General features: G+C 57.8%; 13 protein-coding genes. 8 read left to right on the top strand and 5 right to left on the bottom strand.

The annotated features are described in order from the left end of the window. The first annotated feature begins 58 nt into the window (after positions 1 to 58). Genes ACSEXW_RS19720 through ACSEXW_RS19710 form a run of 3 tightly spaced genes read left to right on the top strand, consistent with a single transcriptional unit; the run spans position 59 to position 8,002 of the window. Positions 59 to 4,939, top strand: coding sequence for a fibronectin type III domain-containing protein (locus ACSEXW_RS19720; protein WP_438447891.1), 4,881 nt, complete (start codon positions 59 to 61; stop codon positions 4,937 to 4,939). Between the two features lie 41 nt (positions 4,940 to 4,980). Next, positions 4,981 to 7,806, top strand: a complete 2,826-nt coding sequence (locus tag ACSEXW_RS19715; protein ID WP_438447890.1) for an RHS repeat-associated core domain-containing protein — start codon at positions 4,981 to 4,983, stop codon at positions 7,804 to 7,806. Then, entirely contained in the window at positions 7,796 to 8,002 is a 207-nt protein-coding gene (locus ACSEXW_RS19710) for a hypothetical protein (protein WP_438447889.1), read from the top strand. Before ACSEXW_RS19715 ends, ACSEXW_RS19710 begins: the two co-directional genes overlap by 11 nt. 141 nt (positions 8,003 to 8,143) lie before the next feature. On the opposite strand, the gene ACSEXW_RS19705 is transcribed toward ACSEXW_RS19710, so the two are convergent. Together ACSEXW_RS19705 and ACSEXW_RS19700 are read right to left on the bottom strand one after the other, a co-directional pair. Next, positions 8,144 to 9,604, bottom strand: a complete 1,461-nt coding sequence (locus tag ACSEXW_RS19705) for a hypothetical protein (protein ID WP_438447888.1) — start codon at positions 9,602 to 9,604, stop codon at positions 8,144 to 8,146. Further along, a complete protein-coding gene (locus ACSEXW_RS19700) occupies positions 9,588 to 10,172 on the bottom strand; it encodes an RNA polymerase sigma factor (RefSeq protein WP_438447887.1) in 585 nt (194 codons plus the stop codon). The genes ACSEXW_RS19705 and ACSEXW_RS19700 overlap by 17 nt, the downstream gene beginning before the upstream one ends. A 189-nt stretch (positions 10,173 to 10,361) precedes the next feature. Between ACSEXW_RS19700 and ACSEXW_RS19695 the strand changes: the two genes are divergently transcribed. Then, positions 10,362 to 11,672, top strand: a complete 1,311-nt coding sequence (locus ACSEXW_RS19695) for a hydroxymethylglutaryl-CoA lyase-like TIM-barrel protein (protein WP_438447886.1) — start codon at positions 10,362 to 10,364, stop codon at positions 11,670 to 11,672. Between the two features lie 56 nt (positions 11,673 to 11,728). Here ACSEXW_RS19695 and ACSEXW_RS19690 read toward each other — a convergent pair whose 3' ends face one another. Beyond that, positions 11,729 to 12,706, bottom strand: a complete 978-nt coding sequence (locus ACSEXW_RS19690) for a metal ABC transporter solute-binding protein, Zn/Mn family (protein WP_438447885.1) — start codon at positions 12,704 to 12,706, stop codon at positions 11,729 to 11,731. Positions 12,707 to 12,921: 215 nt separating this feature from the next. On the opposite strand from ACSEXW_RS19690, the gene ACSEXW_RS19685 reads away from it, so the two are divergent. The 4 genes from ACSEXW_RS19685 (at position 12,922) to thrS (ending at position 18,502) form a co-directional block, all read left to right on the top strand. Further along, positions 12,922 to 13,932, top strand: a complete 1,011-nt coding sequence (locus tag ACSEXW_RS19685) for a CobW family GTP-binding protein (RefSeq protein ID WP_438447884.1) — start codon at positions 12,922 to 12,924, stop codon at positions 13,930 to 13,932. Then, on the top strand, positions 13,929 to 14,816 hold the full coding sequence (locus ACSEXW_RS19680) for a permease (protein ID WP_438447883.1): 888 nt from the start codon (positions 13,929 to 13,931) through the stop codon (positions 14,814 to 14,816). The genes ACSEXW_RS19685 and ACSEXW_RS19680 overlap by 4 nt, the downstream gene beginning before the upstream one ends. Positions 14,817 to 14,830: 14 nt before the next feature. Further along, positions 14,831 to 15,826, top strand: coding sequence for a TIGR03943 family putative permease subunit (locus ACSEXW_RS19675; protein WP_438447882.1), 996 nt, complete (start codon positions 14,831 to 14,833; stop codon positions 15,824 to 15,826). Positions 15,827 to 16,768: 942 nt separating this feature from the next. Further along, complete coding sequence (gene thrS, locus ACSEXW_RS19670) at positions 16,769 to 18,502, top strand: threonine--tRNA ligase (RefSeq protein ID WP_438447881.1); 1,734 nt, start codon at positions 16,769 to 16,771, stop codon at positions 18,500 to 18,502. A 477-nt stretch (positions 18,503 to 18,979) separates the two neighbouring features. Here thrS and ACSEXW_RS19665 read toward each other — a convergent pair whose 3' ends face one another. Beyond that, a complete protein-coding gene (locus ACSEXW_RS19665; protein ID WP_438447880.1) occupies positions 18,980 to 20,392 on the bottom strand; it encodes an ABC transporter substrate-binding protein in 1,413 nt (470 codons plus the stop codon). A 129-nt stretch (positions 20,393 to 20,521) separates the two neighbouring features. After that, positions 20,522 to 21,730 carry an MFS transporter gene (locus ACSEXW_RS19660; protein WP_438447879.1) on the bottom strand — a complete coding sequence of 403 codons (1,209 nt, stop codon included), beginning with the start codon at positions 21,728 to 21,730 and terminating at the stop codon, positions 20,522 to 20,524. Positions 21,731 to 21,764 lie beyond the last annotated feature (34 nt).

The following is a 21,764-nucleotide window of genomic DNA, read 5'->3' as shown; positions in this document are numbered from 1 at the left end:
AGTGAGGAAGCGATACAGGATCTTACGACAGATCCTTGCAGGAGTATTATGTATCAGCATGCTGGCCGGATGGGTTCCGCCGGGAATCGGTATGGAGGGCCAACCGGCTTACGCCGGGACGGTGCAGAACGGAGGGGAACAAGCGGCTGTTCCCGCTGGAAGCGAAGCGGCCGCGGATACGGTTACTTCAAGCATATACAGTCCGGGAGCTTCATTGATTCCGGTTGGTGGCGCGCAGGGAATACCGGAGACAGGAAGTATGGGGCCGGTTGGGACGGCTGCGGCGTCATCGGCTCCGACGATGCTTCTTCCGGATACTGAACCTCCGAGTGCACCGACGGACCTCCAAGCGGTGGAAGTGACCGACCATTCGGTCACATTGACATGGGAAGCTTCTGTGGACTTGGCCGGCGTGGTCTCCTATGAGGTCGAGCGGGACGGTGTGTCGGCGGGAACGGTGACCGGAACGACGTACCGTTATCAGCTGACGGGATTGTCAGCCCGTACGGTGTATGTATTCACCGTGAAGGCAGCGGATGCGGCAGGAAATGTATCCATGCCGAGCTCCCCATTGAGCATCACGACGAAGCCGGGAGTTGACACCGAAGCACCCAGTGTACCAACTGGGCTGGCAGTTGCAGGTCAGAGTGAAAGCTCCATCAGTTTGGGCTGGACGGCTTCTACGGATAATGTAGGCGTTACGGGCTATGAGGTATATAGGGATGAGACCTATGCGGCCACGGTAACCGAAACGACTTACCAGGCAAATGGTCTGAGTCCGGGTGTGGCCTATTCGTTCAAGGCTCGGGCCCTGGATGCAGCCGGCAATCGCTCCGCCTTCAGCACTACGATTTGTGCTTCAACCCTGGCGGACAAGACCCCGCCAACCGTGCCGGGTAACCTGACGGTAACGGGGAAAACAGATACCACGGTCAGCCTGTCCTGGACGGCTTCGACGGATAATGTCGGGGTATCGGGATACGAAATTTACAATGGCGCAGCCGTTGTTGCCAGTGTGAGTGATGCGACCTCCACTACGATTACGGGTCTTGCTCCATACACCTCGTATACGTTCTCGGTGAAGGCCAAGGATGCGGCGGGGAATGTGTCGGGGGCCAGTGGCAGTGTAGGAGTAACGACTGATATGAAGCTACTAACCCCATTTCAGAGTGAAATCGGGGTAATTGGAAGCAATAAAGAATTGTATTACCAGGTTGAACTTACAGCTTATCGGACTTACCGTTTATCGGTTATAGGGGAGACTTCCAACTATAGCGGTGATATTCAAGTTTATGGTAAAAGCCCGAACGGGGAACTACTAGCACAGGGCACTAATGATATAAATCTCTATGTACCTACTTCAAATAAATATTTCGTTCGATTAATCGGGACCCCGGGTACGAAGGTTGTTCTAGTCCTTACAGACGGAACAGCAATGGACAAGGCATATCCCATGGAGTCGAGGGGGAGTTGGTGGAGAAAGGACATTAGACTTCCAGCAAACGAAGAAGGATATTATCAAATCCAGCTAACGGCAGAACGAAACTACATTTTCAGTGCAGCAGGAAGCACTGGTGTTACCGTGTATGACGGCAACAAAAAAGCGATTGGATCGAGTGCTACCTCCAAGATTAGCTTTACGGCGGATCAAAGCGGAACGTATTACATCCAAATCCAAGGGGGCAATACGACAAGGGACTACACCGCCTACCTATCGGAGGAAATTCGAATACCGGGACCAAGCAAAAGTACAATAAGCGGGTCATCATCTTGGTATTCCCTTGAACTAACGGCAAACCGAACGGTACAGATTAAAGCAGATGTGGGATCGTCACAGAGAAGGGTAGAGATCTATAGCGGCAGCTTGGGAAGCGGAAGTCAGGTAGCACAGGGGACAAATGGAGTAGCCTTTACGGCACCGACATCAGGGACATATTACGTAGTCATATTCGGCAGCAATGGAGAGGCAGTTACGTGGTCGGCTTGGGACGGATCCAGCTTCGAGAAAGCCTACACCCTTAATAGACAACCCGGCAACGTCCGAACCGCCACCAACTCCATACCGGCCAACGACAGCGCCTACTACAAGGTCGCTCTAGAAGCCGGCAAGGAATACACCTTCGCCGAGAGCACCGGACAAGGTATTGCCCTGTATGCACCGGATGGCACCTACATCGGCAGGAGCACTGCGATCACCTTGAGTTATCCCATCACGACCAGCGGGGAATATTACCTGCGAGTGTTCGGGCCAGAGCAGCCCGCGTCTGTAGCCTTTACAGTCTTCGAACAACTGAAGAGCGACGGAGGCAAACAAGAGAGCACACTCAGCACCGATGGGTACAATTGGTATGCGACCTTTTTGGTGCGGGAAGGATCCTTCTCCTTAACGGTGGATGGAGCATCGTCTTTTGGAATCTACAATGCCTACAACGGCACCGCAGTAGCTACACCCTCCAGTGGGAAGAATACCGTCACCTTCAAGCCGACAGCTTCCGGACATTACTATATCCGGGTGAACGGACCTGCCGGGGGCAAGATCACGCTGACGTCCCACGGTTCCATCTCCGGAACGGTCTCCGCCATCCAACTGGGTAAGCTGGACCCGAAGGAAGTGGACTGGCAGTCTCTACTGGCGGATCCCATCGATACCTCGACGGGGGCCCACGTGATTCACCATACGTTCTTAGCACAGCAGAGCAGCCAGCCTTTTGCCCTCAATCTGAGCTACAATTCCCTGTTATTGGCAGAAGGTCCCTTGGGAAGAGGCTGGAGCCATGAGTTCGAGACCCGGGTCGAACCCCAACCGGACGGAAGCCTGCAGTTGAAGTGGAATGCGAACCGCCAGAATACCTTCTGGCTCACCGGGACGAATACGTATACCTCCAGCCAAGCCGCGGTCAAACGGGATATTCTGGTCCGGAACCCGGATGGGACCTTCACCTTACAACGGAACGACCAGAGTGTTTATACGTTCGATGCTGCCGGCAGACTCCTGTCCCAGGTTGACGGACGCCGCCAAGGCTTCGATCTGGCCTACAACCCGGACGGCACCCTGCAGCGGGTGAGCCAGCGCATCACCGGACAATACTTGGACTTCGCCTACACCAATGGGTTCTTGAACCGCGTGACCGACAGCTTGGGTCGGCAAGTAAGCTTCACCTTCGATGGGGCGAAGAATCTGATTCAACTGAGCGTCGCAGGCGGCAAAACCATCGTCTACACCTACAACGCCGACGGACGGGTGATGAGCGGAACCGACAACGAAGGAAATCGGCTGTTCCGGAATACTTATGATAGCCAGGGCCGGGTGATCCGCCAGCTGGATGCTCTGGATCAGGTCAGTATCCTGGAATATGACGAAGCCGTCCAACCCGGCAAGCTGATCACCACCGTGACCAACCGGGAAGGAAAAGTACGCAAGCTGATCCATGACAGCCAATACCGGCTGGTTCAGATCATCGATGAGGTCGGAGGGACCACCTCTTACACCTATGATGCGGACGGCAACCGGACCAGCTCCACAGATGCGGCTGGGGGCACGCAGCGGATGACCTACGACGCCAAGGGCAACCTGCTTCAGGTTACCGATGCTACCGGTGGATCCACCGTCATGACTTACGATGAGCGCCGCAATCTGCTCACCGTTACCGACAGTGCCGGCCATACGGTCACCAATATGTACGATTCGGCTAACAACCTTATCCGCACAACGGATGCGGACGGAAAGACGACGGAGCTGACTTACGACAGTCAAGGGCTGTTAATCGCCAAAACCACAGCCGACGGTGCTGTCATCCGGTACGGCTACGAATCGGGTCAGCTTACTGCGATGACAGACCCGTTAGGAAACGTCACCCGCTATGCCTATGATGGGGCGGGACGTCTTGTCCGTATCACAGATCCGTTGGGGGCAACCTTGACGAACACCTATGATGATCAGGGTAATCTGATTCGCGTAACGGACACTCTCGGCGGAGCAACCACCATGACCTATAGCAAAATAGGGGATCTGCTGTCCCGGACAGATGCTTTGGGTCATACCACCACCTATTCGTACAATGCGAACGGCAAGCGAACCACAGCAACGGACTCTCAAGGCAACATCACTCGTTACGCCTATGACGCAGAAGATCGTCTGATCGCCGTCACCGACGCGTTGGGGAATGTGACCACTACCCTCTACGATGCCAAAGGCCGGCTTAGCCAGACCATCGACCCGCAGGGCAACGTGACCACCCTAAGCTATGATCCCGCAGACCACCTGGTGAGACAGACCGATCCGGAAGGGAAATTCGTCACGTATGCGTATGATGCGGCAGGGCGCGTTACACAAAAAACGGACCGCCTGGGCGGCATCACCAAGCTTGGTTACGATTCGACGGGACGTCTGATCCTGGGTACGGACCCGCTCGGCGGGAAAACGACGTTGAGTTACGACGCCAACGAAAACGTCCTGATGGAGACCGATCCGCTAGGAGCCGGAACAACGTACACCTACGGATCGAATGGTAAGCTTGAAACCGCCACAGATGCCAACGGACACGTCATCCGCTATGCGTACGACAAGAACGGCCGCCCCATTACCATCACGAATGCGGCGAACGGTACGACCCGGAACACGTACGATGCCGCCGGGCATCTGATCCAGGTTGAGGACGCCAACGGCGATATGACCCGTTATAGCTATGACGCCAAAGGCCGTCTCATCAAGACCCGCGCGCCTAATGGCAGCATAATCCGACAGACTTACGATGCGATGGACCGCATCACGAGCAAGACGGATGGTGAAGGCCACACCGAAACCTACACTTACGACGCCTTTGGGCATCTGACCGCCTCCACTGACGCCGCAGGTAAAACCACCAACATGACCTATGACGCGGTAGGGCATCTGTTGACTCGGACCGACCCACTGGGTTATACCGTCCGTTACAGCTAGGCCGCCTCCTGAAGAGTACCGATGCCAAGGGCAACGTCACGTTGTATTCGTATAACAAGAACGGACAGCTGCTCACCAGAACCGATGCCTTAGGCGGCATCACGACCTATGCCTATGATGCGGAAGGAAGACAGACCGCACAAACCGATGCGCTGGGCCATACCACAACGTACCGGTATGATGCGCTGGGTCGTCTCATTGAACCGACAGATGCGACTGGCGTCAAGTTGAGCAGCGTCTACGATGCGGCGGGCAACCTGCTGCAAACCATCGATACCGAAGGGAACGTCATCCTTCAGGCGACCTACGACCCGATGCACAACAAGTTGACGGAAACCGATGCGCTCCATCGGACGAGTCGCATGGCCTACAACGAGTTGAATCGTGTGACCGGCATTACGGATCCGCTGGGCCGCACCACTACCCGTCAGTATGACCGCTTAGGCCGTCTCGTGACCGTGACCGACCCGCTGGCGGGAGTCAGCCGTCAGACCTTCGATGCGGCTGGATTAGTGGCTCATGTCACCAATCCGAACGGAGATGAACTGGCCTACACTTACGACCAAGCTGGGCGGGTACTGACGGAGAGCAATGCCGCAGGCGGAACTCTGAGGTACGGTTACGATCCGCGGGGGCTGATGACCCAGCGAACCAATGCACGGGGCCAGACCTCCAAGAGTACCTATGACGACGGAGGACATTTGACCGCAAGGGCCGATGCTGAGGGGACCATCCGTTTCGAATATGACGCTAACGGCAACCCCACTTCCATCGGGGAAAACGGGCAAACCATCACTCGTACCTATGATGCTTTGAACCGGGTGGTGTCGTACACCGATGCAAGAGGCAACACAGTCTCCTATACCTATGATGCAGCAGGCAACCGGACCAAGCTGACGTATCCGGACGGGAGAAGTGTTCAGTACACCTATGACGCAGCCAACCGGATGACCGGCGTCACGGATTGGGCCGGACGCACAACCCGTTACACCTACGACACGAATGGTCGATTGCACACCACGACCCGTCCAGACGGCTCCGTTGAAACGAGGACGTATGATGCGGCCGGACAGTTGCTCCTGATCCAGGATGTGGCAGCCGACGGTACCGTTCTGGTCGAGGACGGGTACAGCTACGACGAAGCCGGGAATGTCACCCAAGAGAAGAGCAGCAGCTACAGCTATGACGCCAATAACCGCTTGACCGAAGCTAACGGCATGTCCTATGCCTACGACGCAGCGGGGAACCTGACGAGCATCGGCAGCGACTACATCATGACCTACACCAAGGACAATCGGCTGGCGACGGTGAACGGACAACCGGTCACCTACGACGCAGATGGCAATCTGACGGCCGGCCCGCTGGACGGGAAGCTGCAGCAGCACCTCTACGATGTACGGAATCGCCTGATCCAGGCAGGCGATACCCGCTATAAGTATGATGCGGAGAACCACCGGATCTCCATGACGACTGATGCGGGAACCACCTACTATGTGACGGACCCGGAAGCATACTTCAGCCAGCTGCTCATGGAAACAGACGAAGATGGCAAGGCACAAGCCGCCTACCTCTATGGTCTGGGTCTCATCGGTCGGGAGGATGCAAGCGGCCGGTATTCGGTCTATCACTATGACCGCCGCTGCAGTACGGTGGCTCTTACCAATGAAACAGGAGCCATAACCGACCGCTACACCTACGGCGTATATGGCGAAGTCCTGAGCCGAGAGGGAGACACGGCGAATCCATTCTTGTACAATGGACGGGACGGGGTCATGACCGACCCGAATGGCCTGTACTACATGCGAGCCCGATACTACAACCCGGAGATCAAACGTTTTATGAACCGGGATGTAGTGGCAGGCAGTGTAGCCGAAGGGCAAACCCTGAACCGCTATGCCTATGTGAACGGGAATCCGATCAGCTTCGTTGACCCGTTTGGGTTGAGTAGGGAAGAGAGCACTTTTTCCCTTGGTGATGCGGGTAACATTGCCAAGTATTTTACAATTGGTGCGGCCAAGGCCGCATGGGGGACAGCTAAAGCTCTATTTGAACAAAGCCCTCTAGTACAATCGTACCTATGGCTGACCAATCCTGTAGGGCAGTTTGAAAAAAATCAAGCAATGGTTCATGCGATTCTGCATCCAATAGACACAACCAATGCGATCGGTCAGAATATTGGCGATGCCATCTATTACGATGTAATAAACGGAGACTTGGAGAGCCGTTCTCGATTTGCGGGTGGTGCAACTTTTGAAATTGCATCGCTGTTTACAGGGGGAGGGGAAGCTAAGGCAGCCACACAATTAACAACCGTGGCAGAGAAATCAGCAATAGAAGGCGTAGAGAAGGCTGCCACCAGCAGGTATACATCAAAGTTAAACCAGCAGTTATTTGGAGGAACTAAGGGGCCGAGACAATCCGGAGGTCAAAGACTATCTGCATATAATGAACTTAATCAACATGATATTGACTTTGTAAAACAAGAATTCTCAGAAATTGGTGGTGACATAAACAAGTTACGATTCAATCAAGGATCGGGAACAAGCTATGTGGATAGCAAAAATATTATTCAGGTACGAGGAGATGTATTTCCACTTGAGAATGTTGCCCATCCTCGTTCACAAATGAGTGTGCGAGCAGTTCTTGCTCATGAAGAATATGGTCATGCTGCATATCGAGGCACGAGATTAGACCCAGGTTCTTGGAATGACGAATTCAGGGCTAGTTATATGGCGGCTAAGAATACACCAAATCTTTCAGAAATTGATCGGTATCACCTAATCCAAGATGCTATTTCTCGAGCTCAAGAAGCAGGGGTACCTATCAAAAACTATAATTTTATGAGGAGTATTTTGTATGGATATTAAGATTGGTAGCCAAGAGTTTGAAGATGCTGAACTTGAAAATGTAAATAAAGCCACTGAAGAATTGGATAAAACTGGTGATACTTCGAGAAAATGCCTCAGGTGTAATGGGAAATTGATTTACATCAGAAATGGGAATTCCTACAAAGTGAAGTGTACGACCGATAATTGTTTATGTCTTTCTTTTAGAGGGTTGTGAGTTTTTAAGAAGAGGACCTTGATTGTCTTCTTGCCTTTCAAGGTTTCTTTTTTACCGCCGTGATGACAACACTTGTATTTTAATCAGATTATTAGAGACCAAAAAGGCCCTCGATCTCATCGATCGGGGCCTTTTTGCGCATCAATAGCCAACCGCAGCTTCGGCGGCAGGCTGGGGCTCCAGGAGCTTGCGGGTCTTCTCCACCCAGGCGGGGACGTAGCTACCGGTGGCCCATTGGGCGGACACCAGCTTCTCGCCCGGCTTGAGCGGGACCCGCAGAAGCGGCTTGGTGCTGGCGCCGGAGCTCGGGCTGCCCGCATAGTAGACGGACATTTCCTTGTCCGTGATGACCACCATGATATCCTCCAGCGGGGAGGACAGCAGATCTTTGGCATCCGGCTGCAGGCTCCGGACCTGACCCCAGGTGCAGCACACCTGGTCGTGGGCGGTCACCGTCTCGGGCAGGGCCGTCGGATAATCGGCCAGACGGTATCCGGGCATGCCGCCATCCGAGGCGGTTGATGGCGCCGCCACCTGCGCGGTCCAGCGGCCCGGCTTGCGGGTGATGGTCCAGTTCATGAAGGAGGCGTCGCTCATCTTGATGGCAGGAGCGTCTTCCAAGGGCTTGTTCGCCGTGGCGGCTTGGAGCTTCCGGTCCTGCACGATGAAGGTGCCGAGGAGCTCCTTCAAGGTCGAGGCCGCCCCTTCGCCATAAATGTCCAGGATGGAAACGTACCGGGAAGCGGCGTTGTTCGCGACGGAGGAAGAAGGGCTCGGGCCGGAGCCGCTGGGGACCGGCATCGCATTGGAGCCTGAGGCGGCGCTGGTGCCGTTCGAGCCCGCCCCCGGCATCTGGCTCAGCTTCCGCACCCAGGTGCGGCCGGTAATCGTGTTGCTGCGGCTCGTACTGACCTGATCCTGTTCGGCCACGGAGAGGTACTGGTTGCCGGCGAAGACCAGTTTCTCGGCGTGCACCACCCGCTCCTTGGGATTGTCCGCAACCGGCGGCAGTGGGTCGGCGGCCTTCTCGGCCGGATGGGCGGCCAGCACCTGGATCAGATCGGTATCGGTCGCTTGGACGACCGAATCGATCTTCCAGAACTTCTGGCCGTATGGCACGAGAATGCCGCTGCCCTCCGCCGCCACCTGGACGCGCCCGTCCACCGGAGCGACCATCAGCGTGCGGTAGCGGCTGGCGGCTGCGTCGCGGGCGCTGTTCTCCGCCGTGCCGCCGGCCGCGTCCTCGCGGAGGCCGATGAGCACGCCGGAGCGCAGGGCGACGGCGGCCACTTCGGGGCCGGCCGGAACCGTCAGCGCTTCCGGGTCGCCTGCGGCCAGCAGCGCCGACGAGTCGGCGGCGGCTGCCGCTTGGCCGCCGGAAGGCGTCCAGGGCAGCGCACCGGTCTGCCAGAGTCCGGCGCCCATCAGCACGGCGCAACCGCAGACGGCCGCCGGCCAGAGCCACAGCCGCTTCCGGCGCCGGGCCTCCTTGCGGTCCAGCTGCTCCTCGATCCGGCGGCGCAGATTCTCGTCGAAGCCTCTCCCCGCTAGAGGCGGCGGGGAGAGATCTTTTCTCCAGTCGGGATCATTCGGATGCGTCAAGGGAGTCACGCTCCTTCATCTTCACAAGCCTGGCGCGGGCGTGGAACAGCCGGGACTTGACCGTCCCCTCGGACAGGTTCAAGATGCGGCCCATCTCCTTCATGGACAATTGATAATGGGCATACAGGATGACCACCTCCCGGTACTTGACCGGAAGATTCATCACTTGCTTCCACAGATCGTTGACGGCCATATTCTCGATGGCCTCATGCTCCGCGGAAGGCTGGGTGCTGACAGGCTGGAAGAAATCCAGAGACTTCACCCGATTCCAAAACGAGCTTCGCTTCATATCATAAGCCGTATTGCGGGTAATGGTCAGAATCCAGGTCTTGACGGAGGATTCCCCGCGGAAGGTGCCGAGCTTGCGGTACACCTTCAGGAAGACGTCTTGCGTAATGTCGTCGGCCTGGTCCGAATTGCGGCATAGGCTGTAGGCGTAGTTCCAGACGTGGTCCCCATAGGCGGCCATCAGATCCCGGAGGATTGCCCGGGTATCGGTTGTTTCGGTTATATATTTCAGGTACTCGAAGTTGTAGGCACCTGTATTCGTATTCACATTGGAATTCATGCTCTCCACCCCTCCTATATAGACGCAGCGAAGGGAGAAAAGGTTCACCCGGTACAGGAAAAACTTAACGACATTAATCGACATGTCGATAATGAAATTTGATCATAATTATACATATAATTCATTATACTAATCGTTTTGAGAGACATAGAATGTCATGAAGAACTTCTAGAAGGGCGATGATGCCAGATGACCGCTCAACCCGAATTGTTCCGGGATCAGTTTCCTTACACGGCGCCTCCGCGTATCGTATTCGACGGTGGGGATGTCCCGACGGCCCTGCCGGATGACATCTTCATTACGGACACCACCTTCCGAGACGGGCAGCAGGCCCGCCCGCCTTATACCGTGGATCAGATCAGCGCGCTGTTCGATTTACTTCACCGGTTGTCCGGTCCGAACGGCGTCATTCGCCAATCGGAATTTTTCCTCTACAGTCCCAAGGACCGGGAGGCGGCTTACCGGTGTATGGAGAAGGGCTACCGTTTCCCGGAGGTGACCGCATGGATCCGGGCGGTGAAGCAGGACTTTGCCCTGGTGAAGGAGATGGGCGTGAAGGAAACGGGCATTCTGACCTCCATCTCGGACTACCATATCTTCCAAAAGCTCGGCATGACCCGGGAGCAGGCCATGAGGCAGTACCTGGACATCGTCGAAGCGGCCTTGGCCGCCGGCATCCGTCCCCGCTGCCACTTGGAGGATGTGACCCGCGCCGATATCCCCGGCATGGTGATCCCCTTCGTGAAACGACTGACGGAGCTGTCCAAGGAAAGCGGCATACCGGTGAAGGTGCGCCTCTGCGACACGATGGGGCTCGGGGTGTCCTACCCGGGAGCGGCGCTGCCAAGAAGTGTGCCGAAGCTGGTTCACGCTCTCCGGATGGAGACGGGGATTACCGGCGACCTCCTGGAATGGCATGGCCATAACGACTTCTATAAGGTGCTGACCAATGCGGGGACAGCCTGGCTGTACGGAGTGGGCGGCATCAACGGCACGCTGCTCGGCTTCGGCGAGCGGACCGGCAATACGCCTATCGAGGCGCTCCTGATCGAGTACATGGGCTTTACTGGGGATACCTCCATTGACACGACGGTCATTACGGAGATGGCGGAATTTTTCGAGCGGGAGCTGGGCTACGAGGTGCCGCCGATGACGCCCTTCGTGGGCAGGCAGTTCAATGTGACCTCTGCGGGCATTCATGCGGACGGCGTGGTCAAGAATGAAGAGATCTACAATATCTTCGATACCGGCAAGCTGCTGAACCGTCCGTTGGGCGTACATGTGACGGATAAGGCGGGCGCCGCCGGCGTGGCCTTCTGGGTGAACCGCCAACTGAAGCTGGAGGGGGAGGCCCGGGTCGATAAGCGCCACGAGGGCATCAAGCGGATGACCGAATGGGTGGCGGAGCAGTACAAGGACGGCCGAACCACCAGCTTGTCGGACGCAGAGCTCTTGGGTGCGGCGGGACGGTACCTGCCTAAGTATTTTTCCGCCCGGTGACTGTGAAACGCATGGACCGGCTTCCATATGGAAGCCGGTTATGCGTCTGTGTCTCTTTATTCGTTCAATGCTTTCACCAATGCCTTCAGATTCATCTGCATAATGCCAATGTAGTCCAGATTCTGCTTCTGTTCCTCCTCCGTGAGTCCCTCGAGCGGATTCAGGACGGAGGTGTTGGCTCCTACCTCCCGGGCAACAGCCGCCGCAACGTTAGGGGCCACCAGCGTCTCGAAAAAGATGGTCCGGACCTCATGCTCCTTGGCGAACCGGATGATCTCGCTCATCCGGGCGGGCAGCGGCTCCTGAAGAGGCGAGAGGCCGGCGATGGGCACCTGGGTCAGCCCGTACCTCTTGGCCAAGTAACCGAAGGCTGCATGCTGGGTGATAAAATCCTTGCGGCGGGTCTGGCCAAGCTCCCGCCGATAGGAGGCGTCAAGCTCCTGCAGCTTGCCGACATAGGTATCGCCGTTGGCGCGGTAGATCTCCGCGTGTCCGGGGTCGATCCGCTCCAAGGCGGATTGGATGGACCGGACCTGCTGCTGAGCCAACACCGGATCCAGCCAAACATGGGGATCCCAACTCGTATCCGGCTCCTGTGCGTCCTTCTTACCGCGCTTGTGCTCCTTCCCATGTTCCTCTTCCTCCTCCGGCAAGCCCTCCATCAGCTCAAGTCCGACGGCGGCTTCCACGACCTTCGATGCATCCTTCTTCATGCTCTTAAGCGCCTTCGTCGCCCAATGCTCGAAGCCGGCTCCGTTATAAACGAAAAGATCCGCGTTCCGGACCCGCTTCATCTGCTTGGTGTTGGGCTCCCAATCATGGGGTTCGGTTCCCGGCGGCAGCAATGTGATGATCTCTGCCCGGTCCCCGGCGACTTGACGGGCAAATTCCGCCATGGGATAAAAGGTGGCGACTACCTGCAGACGCCGGTCTCCAACGCCCTCCGCCGGAGAAGCGGCATTGCGGCTGCAGCCGGCGGTGATCATTATGAAGGCGGCGGCTAGCAGTCCCAGATTACGAATACGTCCATTCATGCAACATGTCCTCCTTGCCAAGGTGTACGAACCCTGGGAATGATGGTATCGACTTAATCGTAATAATTACTATTAAGATCGGATGATCCATACTCTACCCCATAACAAACGAGAGAGTCAACCCTTTATTTTGTCGTTTATTTCTTTTTTTGGTCCTATTGATCGTAATGATTACTAATTGTATGATGGTGGATATGAGGAAGGAGGCCGGTTTCATGGGCAAAATACCAGTAGTGATCCTGACGGGCTTCTTGGGCAGCGGCAAGACCACCCTGCTGCTGAAGCTGCTGGCTGAAGCCTCTGCCCGAGGACTGCAGGCGGGGGTGCTGATGAATGAGCTGGGTAGGCGGGATGTAGATGGGTTGACCCTTCAGGAGAAGATGCCGGGTCTGGCGCTAGAGAAGCTCTTCGACGGCTGCATCTGCTGTGACCGGAAGGAGGATGTCGCAGACTGCATGCTCCGGTTGATGGCCGGCTCTCCCGATGTCATCCTGATGGAGCTGACAGGAGTGGCCGATCCCGCGGAAATTGCGGAGTGTCTGACGGAGCCGAAGCTGAAGGAGCGGGTCCGTCTGGAAACGGTCATAACCGTACTGGACGCCGAGCATGTCTTGGAGTACAACAGCATCTTCTCGTCCGACCGTGCGCTGGTGCGCACACTTCGAAGCCAGGTCGAGCTGGCGGATATTGTTCTGGTCAACAAGACGGATCTGGTGAAGGAAGCCAAGCTGCGCAAGGTGACGGATACCGTGCGGAAGCTGAACGGACGGTCCGAGCTGCATCTCACCACGAACTGCGACTTTCCCTTCCATACGCTCCTGTCCGCCTGGAAGCCGCTTGATAGGCGCGATGGATCGGTTATCAGTGGAGGTCCGCGCTTCCGGATCGTCCGGCAGGGGGAAGCGTCGGCGGCGACGGCCACGGCCAGCCCAGCAGCCGAGGCCAAGTCCTATTCCCGGCTGGTTACCCTGGAGCTGCCGGGGGGCAAGCCGCTGGACCGGCGGACTGTTGAAGCTTATCTTGCATCTTGGAAGCCACGCCTGCTGCGTGCGAAGGGGTATCTCCAGCTTCAGTCTCACCAGCCGGATGATAGGGTGTCTCTGCATTACGCCGGGGGGCGCGTCCAATGGGCGGCATCGGAGTATGCGGGAGCTCCGTTCCTGGTCCTGATCGGGCTGGAGCTGGATCCGGAGACGGTTTTGGCGAGGTGGAAGGAGCTTTCATGACCTTGTCAGAGCTGGCATCCTTCAAAACCATGTTCATCGGCATCCTGCTGGAGGCCGTTCCCTTCCTGCTCCTGGGTGTGTTCGTATCCTCGGTGCTGCAGATCGCCGTGACCGAGGAGCGGCTCAGGAAGCTTCTGCCCCGCAGTCCGCTGCTGGGGCTTCTGGCTGCGGCATCCGCCGGCATTCTTCTTCCCGTATGCGAATGCGGCATGATTCCGGTAGTGCGGAGGCTGATCCGCAAGGGTATGCCTCCCTCCATGGGAGTGACCTATCTTCTGGCTGCGCCGGTGCTGAATCCGGTGGTGTTCCTGGCCACCTCCTATGCGTTCCGGGGGAGGCCGGGATATCTATACCCGAGGATGGGACTGGCCCTGGCCGTGGCGCTGGCGGCCGGTTTGGCGGTGCATCTGTTCTGCCATAGGCAGCCACTCAAGCACCGTACGGATTCCTTCTCCGACCAGCAGGAAAGCGCAGGCAATCCCCGAGGCTGGATCGGGTGGCTGGAGCATATGCTGGGTGAATTTTTCGAGATGGGCAAGTATCTGCTGTTCGGCATCACGATTGCTTCCGCCATCCAGACCTTCGTTTCCCGTGCAGCGCTTCTCGAGCTGGGCCAGCATTCCTGGACCGCGTACCCGTTCATGATGGGACTGGCCTATGTGCTGTCGTTATGCTCCACCTCCGACGCTTTCGTTGCCGCCTCCTTCTACGGTACCTTCGGACAAGGACCGCTGTTGGCATTTATGGTCATGGGGCCGATGCTGGATCTGAAGTCGACGCTGATGCTGTTCTCTTCCTTCCGCTTCCGTTTCGTGGTGGGGCTCATGGCACTGATCGTCGTTTTGGTATGGTTCGGCTCCGCCTTGGCGGCCGGCTTAGGATAAGGAGGGGGATGACGATGACCCATCGACGTTTGGCTGTCCATTATTTTGCCAGAACCGGCCTATTGGCCTTCTTCGCCTATTACATCCTGCACCTGGTCCGGGAAGGTACCTTGGTTTACTACATTGCCCCCCGAATGGAGCTGTATGTGAAGCTGGCAGCTATCGGCTTCTACGGGTTGGCGGTGCTTCAGCTGTACGTGGCCTTCCTGACGCTGTGGAGCAGCCGTGACGGGGAGGATTGCGCCTGCGGCGCCTGCACCCCGGTCTCCAAGAGCGGTTGGGGGAGCCTCTTCCTGTACGGCTTATTCGCCATTCCGCTGTTGCTGGGACTAGCTCTTCCCGATACGGCCCTTAACAGCACCCTGGCGGAGAAAAAAGGAATGAGCCTGTCCATGAACCCAGCCCCACAAGCCCAATCCCAAGCTCAGCGCCCGGCCCCGGCGCCGTCTGTTCCCGTTCCATCCGCCCCGGCGGCCTCACCCGCCCCAGGATCCGTGGCTTCACCTCCTGCGGCGGCCGGGGATTCGGTCGACCAGCTTTTTCCATACGACACGTTCTCGGAGGATCTGGCCAAGCTGGGGAAGAAGCTGTACCAGAAGGAGCGGATCACGATATCCGACAAGGGCTTCATGGAAACCTTGACGGCCATGGATTTCTACATGAACCGGTTCCTGGGCAAGAAGGTGGAGATCAGCGGGTTCGTATACCGGGAGGAGGATATGGAGGAGAACCAGCTGGTCGTGGCCCGGTTCGCGGTCCAATGCTGCTCGGCGGATTCGGCGCCTTACGGGCTGCTGGTGGAAGCGGGAAGCGGCAAGGAGCTGAAGAAGGACACTTGGATCAAGGTGACCGGTACCCTGAGCCATACCTTGTACAGAGGGAACGACATTATGAAGCTGGAGGCCTCCAAGGTGGAGAAGACTCCTGCTCCTGCCTCGCCTTATACGTATCCGGATCCGGATTTTTTTGAGAACAGCAATTGCAATCCATTTCTTCACGCCTATAATTAGGAACCATATTCAAGCAAGGATCAAGGACACGAGTGCTACTGGATACCGCCTAGAGAGAGGGGGCCCGGCTGAAACCCCCTTCGGAGATCGGATGCATTTACCCCCTTGTAGCTGCGGCATCGAAATTCTGCATCGGCAGGAGTGTAGGCGCCGCCGGGACTTTCCCGTTACCGAAGGACCGAAGGGTTTGCCGCCGGGTACTGTATCGAGTGCTGGCAGACTGAAATTGGGTGGAACCACGAGCTCGCTCGTCCCTTTGCGGACAGCGGGCTTTTTTTGATGTATGCGGATGTGTTAGGAACAGCGTTGATCAAGGACATGAGTGTTACCGGAAGCGGCCGGACAGAGAGAGGGGACACGGGCTGAGATCCCCTTCGGCAGAGCGGGTGGCATTTACCCCCTTGGAGCTGCAGCTTCGAAATCCTGTGAACGCAGGGGTGTAGGGGCTGCCGGGACTTCCCGTTACCGAAGGACTGAAGGGCCTGCCGCCCATGCATGAACGTACTGCCGGCAGGCTGAAACAGGGTGGAACCACGAGCTCGCTCGTCCCTTTGCGGATAGCGGGCTTTTTGGCGTGTTAGAACTGCGAACAGCGATAACCAAGGACACGAACCTTCGAATGGCGGCCGGACAGAGAAAGGGGACATGGGCTGAGATCCCCTTCGGCAGAGCGCGGACCGTTTACCCCCTTGGAGCTGCAGCTTCGAAATCCTGTGATGGCAGGAGTGTAGGGGCTGCCGGGACTTCCCGTTACCGAAGGACTGAAGGGTCTGCCGCCCATGCGTGACGCACTGCCGGCAGGCTGAAACAGGGTGGAACCACGAGCTCGCTCGTCCCTATTGGGATAGCGGGCTTTTTGCCGTGGAACGTCGGGTGCGGACAGCTGCAGGTGCGCTGAACGCAGCCCTTGTTCATAGATGACCCTACGAGGAGAGATGGAACATGAAAGAAGAATGGAATCAAGAAGCAATCCGACAGTTTGCCGCCCTGCTGCTGGCCCGTGCGGTGCAGCGCACCTTTCCCGGCGCCAAGCTCGGGCAGGGAGCCACCGCGGGGGAGGGCTTCCACTATGACTTGGATGTGCCCCGGCCTCTCAGCGAGTCGGACCTGGCTCCCCTGGAAGCGGAGATGAAGCGGCTTGCTGCCGAGGGCTGGAGACCGGCCTACCGGCAGGCATCCCGGGAGGAAGCCATCCGCGTGCTGGAATCCCGTGGCGAGAAGTGGAAAGTTGAATGGCTCCAGGCACTTCCTCCGGAGGAGCCGGTAGGCCTCTGGGAGCAGGAGGATTTCCTCGATGCTTCTGCAATCGGCGGACTTCCGGAGCTGCCTCCGGAAGCACCGGCCTTCAAGCTGCAGGGCGTCGCAGGCGCCTACTGGCAGGGAGACAGCAGCAGAGAGGTGCTGCAGCGGATTTACGGCGCGGCCTTTGCCGCACCCGAGGAGCTGGAAGCGTACCTGCAATGGCAGGAGGAAGCTCAGAAGCGGGACCACCGCAAGCTCGGCAAGCAGCTGGAGCTGTTCATGTTCGCGGAGGAGGCTCCGGGTATGCCCTTCTACCTGCCGAAGGGGACGCTGCTCCGCAATGCGTTGGAGAATCTGTCGCGGGAATTCCTGGCGAAGTATGGCTACCAGGAGATCCGCACCCCGCTTATCATGGACCGCCAGATGTGGGAGCAGTCCGGTCATTGGGACCATTACCGGGAGAACATGTACTTCTCAGAGCTGGACGGGCGCCAGTATGCCGTTAAGCCCATGAACTGTCCGGGGCACATGCTGGTGTACCGGAATCGGCAGCGCTCCTACCGGGACCTGCCCCTCCGGCTGGCGGAATTCGGCCAGGTCCACCGGTATGAGTACAGCGGAGCCCTGAACGGACTGTTCCGCGTCCGTACGTTCTGCCAGGACGATGCCCACATCTTCGCGACACCGGAGCAGATCGGGCATGAGGTGGGCCGGGCCATCGAGCTGATCAAGGAGATGTACGGGATATTCGGCTTCGAGTACAGTCTGGAGCTGTCAACTCGCCCTTCGGAATCCTTGGGCAGCGACGAGCAGTGGGCGGAGGCGGAGGCAGTGCTCTCCCGGGTGCTGGACGAAGCGGGATTGCCGTATCGCGTCAATCCGGGGGACGGGGCCTTCTACGGGCCCAAGATTGATTTTCATATCCGCGACGCGCTCCGGAGAAGCCACCAATGCGGGACGATCCAGCTGGATTTCCAGATGCCGGACAAATTCGGGCTCTCCTATGTGGATGAATCCAACGATAGGAAGACCCCTATTGTCATCCACCGCGCCGTGTACGGGTCCATCGACCGCTTCCTGGGCATCCTGATCGAGCATTATGCCGGGGCTTTCCCGGTCTGGCTGGCGCCGGTTCAGGTTCGGATCCTTCCCGTGGCAGGAAGCCATGCGGGTTATGCGGAAGAGGTATGCGGGAGGCTGGAGAAGGCAGGCATCCGAGCGGAGGTGGACGGCCGCGGCGAGAAGCTGGGCTACCGGATCCGGGAGGCGCAGGTCCAGAAGATTCCGTATCTGGCGGTCGTCGGAGACCAAGAGGCAGCCTCCGGCTGTGTAAGCATCCGGGAGCGGGGGGCGGAGCAGACGCGGTCCTGCGGGGTCGAGGCCTTCGCGGAGGAGTTGCTGGCGAACAGCAGGAACCGTGGCGGTAGGCCTTGACCCACGCGAGGGCGCGCGGTTGATGCGGCGGCGGAGGGATGAAGGCCAAGGGAGGCCTTTAATCGGCGCGCAGGCCAGCGCCACGCACGGCCCGACAAAAGAAACGGTCCCTTCGTCGAGGGGACCGTTTCCTTTTTGCATAAGGGGCTTCAAGAAAGCTGAACTCGGTCCCGAGGGCTTAACGCAGCCAACGGCACATATGCCTCTGGTTTGTCCGGATAAAAACAAGCCTCCGAGACCAAGGGCAAATGTGCCGTCGGTTGCCATATAGAAGGGATCGAGGGGGCTCTCGCCCCCAATCAAAGGCAAAAATGCCTTCCATCGACTCTGATGAAGGGGGAAATGATGAATGAAGGGCCAATATGCCGTTGATCTGACGGAAGGTTGCGGTTAACGAGTGAGTCGGTGAAAAGGGGCCTCTTGACCTGCCCCTCTTCATGCGCTAGCCCGCCTAGCCCATCGCCGGTGGCAATGACATTACGGTTTGGCGGCTGCCTGCTTCTCTTGCTCTTCCTTCGTTTGATTCAGCGTGGCTTGGCCTTGGGTCTGGAGGATCTGGAGAACGGCATCCAAGGTTTTGTTCTGATTCAGCACCTCGGAGAGCTCCTTCTCGGCCATAGCCTGGAACATGGGGAAGAAGCTGTTCGGAAGCTTCTGATAGTCCTGGTACAAGGTGCCGGAGATCGGCTTCAGCTTATAGAAGGCTTCGAGATTGTGGCCGTTCTTGTCCTTGATGTATCCGGTTCGGGCCAGCATGCCTCCGGATAAGGACGAACGGGACATAATCTTGGCATATTCGTCTCCGCTGATATACTTCAGCAGCTCCCAAGTGGCGCGGAGGTTGGGCGACTTGGCGTTCACCGCAAAAATCTGATTCAGGGAGAGTCCCAGCCCCGTATCCGGGTGTGCGGGATCCACCGGCACCGTGACGACCTCCCATTGCGGCAAGGGGGTATCCTTCAAAGCATCCTTGGCCCGGTTCAGGTTTTCCAGAAAATAACCGCCGTCGATCGTCATGGCCGCACGGCCCGCGATGAACAGATTGCTCTTGAGATATTCTTCCATGGAGCCGCCCCGGAATCCATCCTGCCCCGGCTCAGGCTTATAGATCGCCTTGGATTGGGCAGCATCAATAGCGGTCTGGAAGACCTTCTTCCAGCTGTCCGACTGGATGGTCATCTTCATGGCCCCTGCATCGACGAAGGCCAGGCCGTTCGTATGTCCGATCTGGGAGCCCAAGCCGAACAAGCCCTGGTCGTAGGCCTGATACAGCCCGTAGATGCGCTTCTCCTTGTCGCCGTCGGTGGGGAAACGCTTGGCCAGATTCAAGAGGTCCTCCCAGCTCATCTGATCCTTAGGGTAAGGCACGCCATATTGATCGAAGACGGTCTTATTGTAGAAGACGGCCTGGCTGTAAAAATCAGGGGCCAAGCCATACAGCTTGCCCCCGCCCTTGGAGCGGAGAAGCTCCAGAATCCCCGGGTGGATGCCGGCCGTATCGAATTTCTCCTGCTTGACGACGCCGTCCAGCTCCAGGAGCTTGCCTTCCGCCGCATACTTCTCATACTGGTTCTCCTGAAGCATGATGAGGTCCGGCTGCTGCTCCTCGATAAAGCTCTCGACGGCCTTGTCGTAATCCATATTCGGCTTATAGAGCCCGCTGGTGCTGACCACCTGCAGGTCAATGTTCGGAAACTTGGACAAGAACAAATTGCCGTACTTGGAGTAGAACGATTGCTCATCGTAATACATGATTTTGACCGTAGCCTGCTCGTCCTTGCCCAGCTTCTTCATGCCGGCCACAGCCTCATCTCCGTCCGAGCCGCTGCATCCCGCAAGCAGTCCTGCAGCCAATGCCGCCGTCAGGCCAATCCCCGTTATCCTGTTCAATCTTAATGCCTCCACTCTACCGGTTTATCTCTATCATTCTATTAACGTAACTCCGGCCTGCGAGATAACGAAAAAAGAAAAGATCGCCCCGCATCCCCCTATCGGGCCAGCGGTGGGCGATCTTATTCTTCAAGCCCCGGCGTTCTCCCGCCGGGGACGGTTCAAGCTTACGAACACCCAGAGGGCGTTCACAAGCATAAGCGACCCGGACAGGACGAAGATGCCGCGGAAGCCGATATACCCGGACAGCAGCCCGCCGGTGATGGGACCGAGCAGATTGCCGAGGCTCAGGAAGCTGCTGTTCAGGCTGTACGAGCGGCTCTCCATTCCGTCCGGCGTCGATTTGCGTATCAGCGCGTACACCGAGGGCAGCAGGCCTCCCAGGAATAAGCCCAGCAGGAACCTCCAGGCGAAGAGCTGCCACACATTCCCGGCCATGGATTGGGGATAGAGGGACAGAGCGGCGCCGATCAGCGCCAGCATAAGCACCTTCTGGGCTCCGATCTTGTCGCTCAGCCGCCCCAGGAGCGGAGAAGCCAGCATATTCGAGAAGCCGTTGACCGAGCCGACCAGTCCGGCCATGAAGGCGAGATTGGCGGCGGTGCCGTGCAGCTCCTCCACGTAGAGGGCCATAATCGGCATGCTGGCCAGATTGGCGAACTGGATGGCGAAGCAGACGGTGAACAAGGAGGGCAGCTCCCGGATGGCCAGAAGCTGGCGGAACCCATCGACGGCGGACACCTTCGGCGTGCCGGCCGGGACCTCCTTGCGTTCGAAGGTTTCCCGGACGAGCAGCATGGCCAGGAGAGAGGCGATGAACAAGAGCCCGCCCGTTATGTAGAAGATGGGCCGGTAGCCCACCGTATCCGCCAGAAAACCGCCGATGAGCGGACCGAGGATGGTGCCGGCCACGCTGCCGGACTGCAGCGTACCCATGGCGAAGCCGATCCGGTTCTTCGGCGTGTTGGCGGACAATAGTGCGATGGCGGCGGGAACGAAGCCGGAGATGGTGCCGTTCAGGAACCGGAGCAGCAGGAGATGCCACGCGTTGGTGGCCAGTCCCATGAGCGCCATGATGACGGCCATGCCGAAGCCGGAGCGAAGCAGCATCATCTTCCTGCCGAACCGGTCGGCCAGACTGCCCCAGATGGGCTGGAAGATGAACGACGATAAGAAGTTGACGGAGAAGATCAGGCTTCCCCAGACGGCCACCTGATGGGTATCGGCCATACCCAACGTCTTCAGGTATAACGGCAGGAACGGCGTGATCATGGTCATGCCGGCCATGACCAGGAAGTTGCCGGCCCACAGCACGGCCAGGTTGATTTTCCAATTCACGTGACGCTAAGCTCCTCTCGCATGTCTAAAGGGT

The organism is Oryzibacillus soli (genome assembly GCF_051594765.1).
In the GTDB taxonomy this organism is placed as follows: Bacteria; Bacillota; Bacilli; order Paenibacillales; family NBRC-103111; genus Paenibacillus_AR.
This window is presented reverse-complemented; position numbering and strand designations above follow the sequence as displayed.

Bases quoted from the DNA above. Each gene is read 5' to 3' on its own strand.
- ACSEXW_RS19695 (WP_438447886.1), top strand. From the start codon at position 10,362: ATGACCGCTCAACCCGAATTGTTCCGGGATCAGTTTCCTTACACGGCG.
- ACSEXW_RS19710 (WP_438447889.1), top strand. From the start codon at position 7,796: ATGGATATTAAGATTGGTAGCCAAGAGTTTGAAGATGCTGAACTTGAA.
- ACSEXW_RS19720 (WP_438447891.1), top strand. From the start codon at position 59: ATGCTGGCCGGATGGGTTCCGCCGGGAATCGGTATGGAGGGCCAACCG.
- ACSEXW_RS19675 (WP_438447882.1), top strand. From the start codon at position 14,831: ATGACCCATCGACGTTTGGCTGTCCATTATTTTGCCAGAACCGGCCTA.
- thrS (WP_438447881.1), top strand. From the start codon at position 16,769: ATGAAAGAAGAATGGAATCAAGAAGCAATCCGACAGTTTGCCGCCCTG.
- ACSEXW_RS19680 (WP_438447883.1), top strand. From the start codon at position 13,929: ATGACCTTGTCAGAGCTGGCATCCTTCAAAACCATGTTCATCGGCATC.
- ACSEXW_RS19690 (WP_438447885.1), bottom strand. From the start codon at position 12,706: ATGAATGGACGTATTCGTAATCTGGGACTGCTAGCCGCCGCCTTCATA.
- ACSEXW_RS19685 (WP_438447884.1), top strand. From the start codon at position 12,922: ATGGGCAAAATACCAGTAGTGATCCTGACGGGCTTCTTGGGCAGCGGC.
- ACSEXW_RS19700 (WP_438447887.1), bottom strand. From the start codon at position 10,172: ATGAATTCCAATGTGAATACGAATACAGGTGCCTACAACTTCGAGTAC.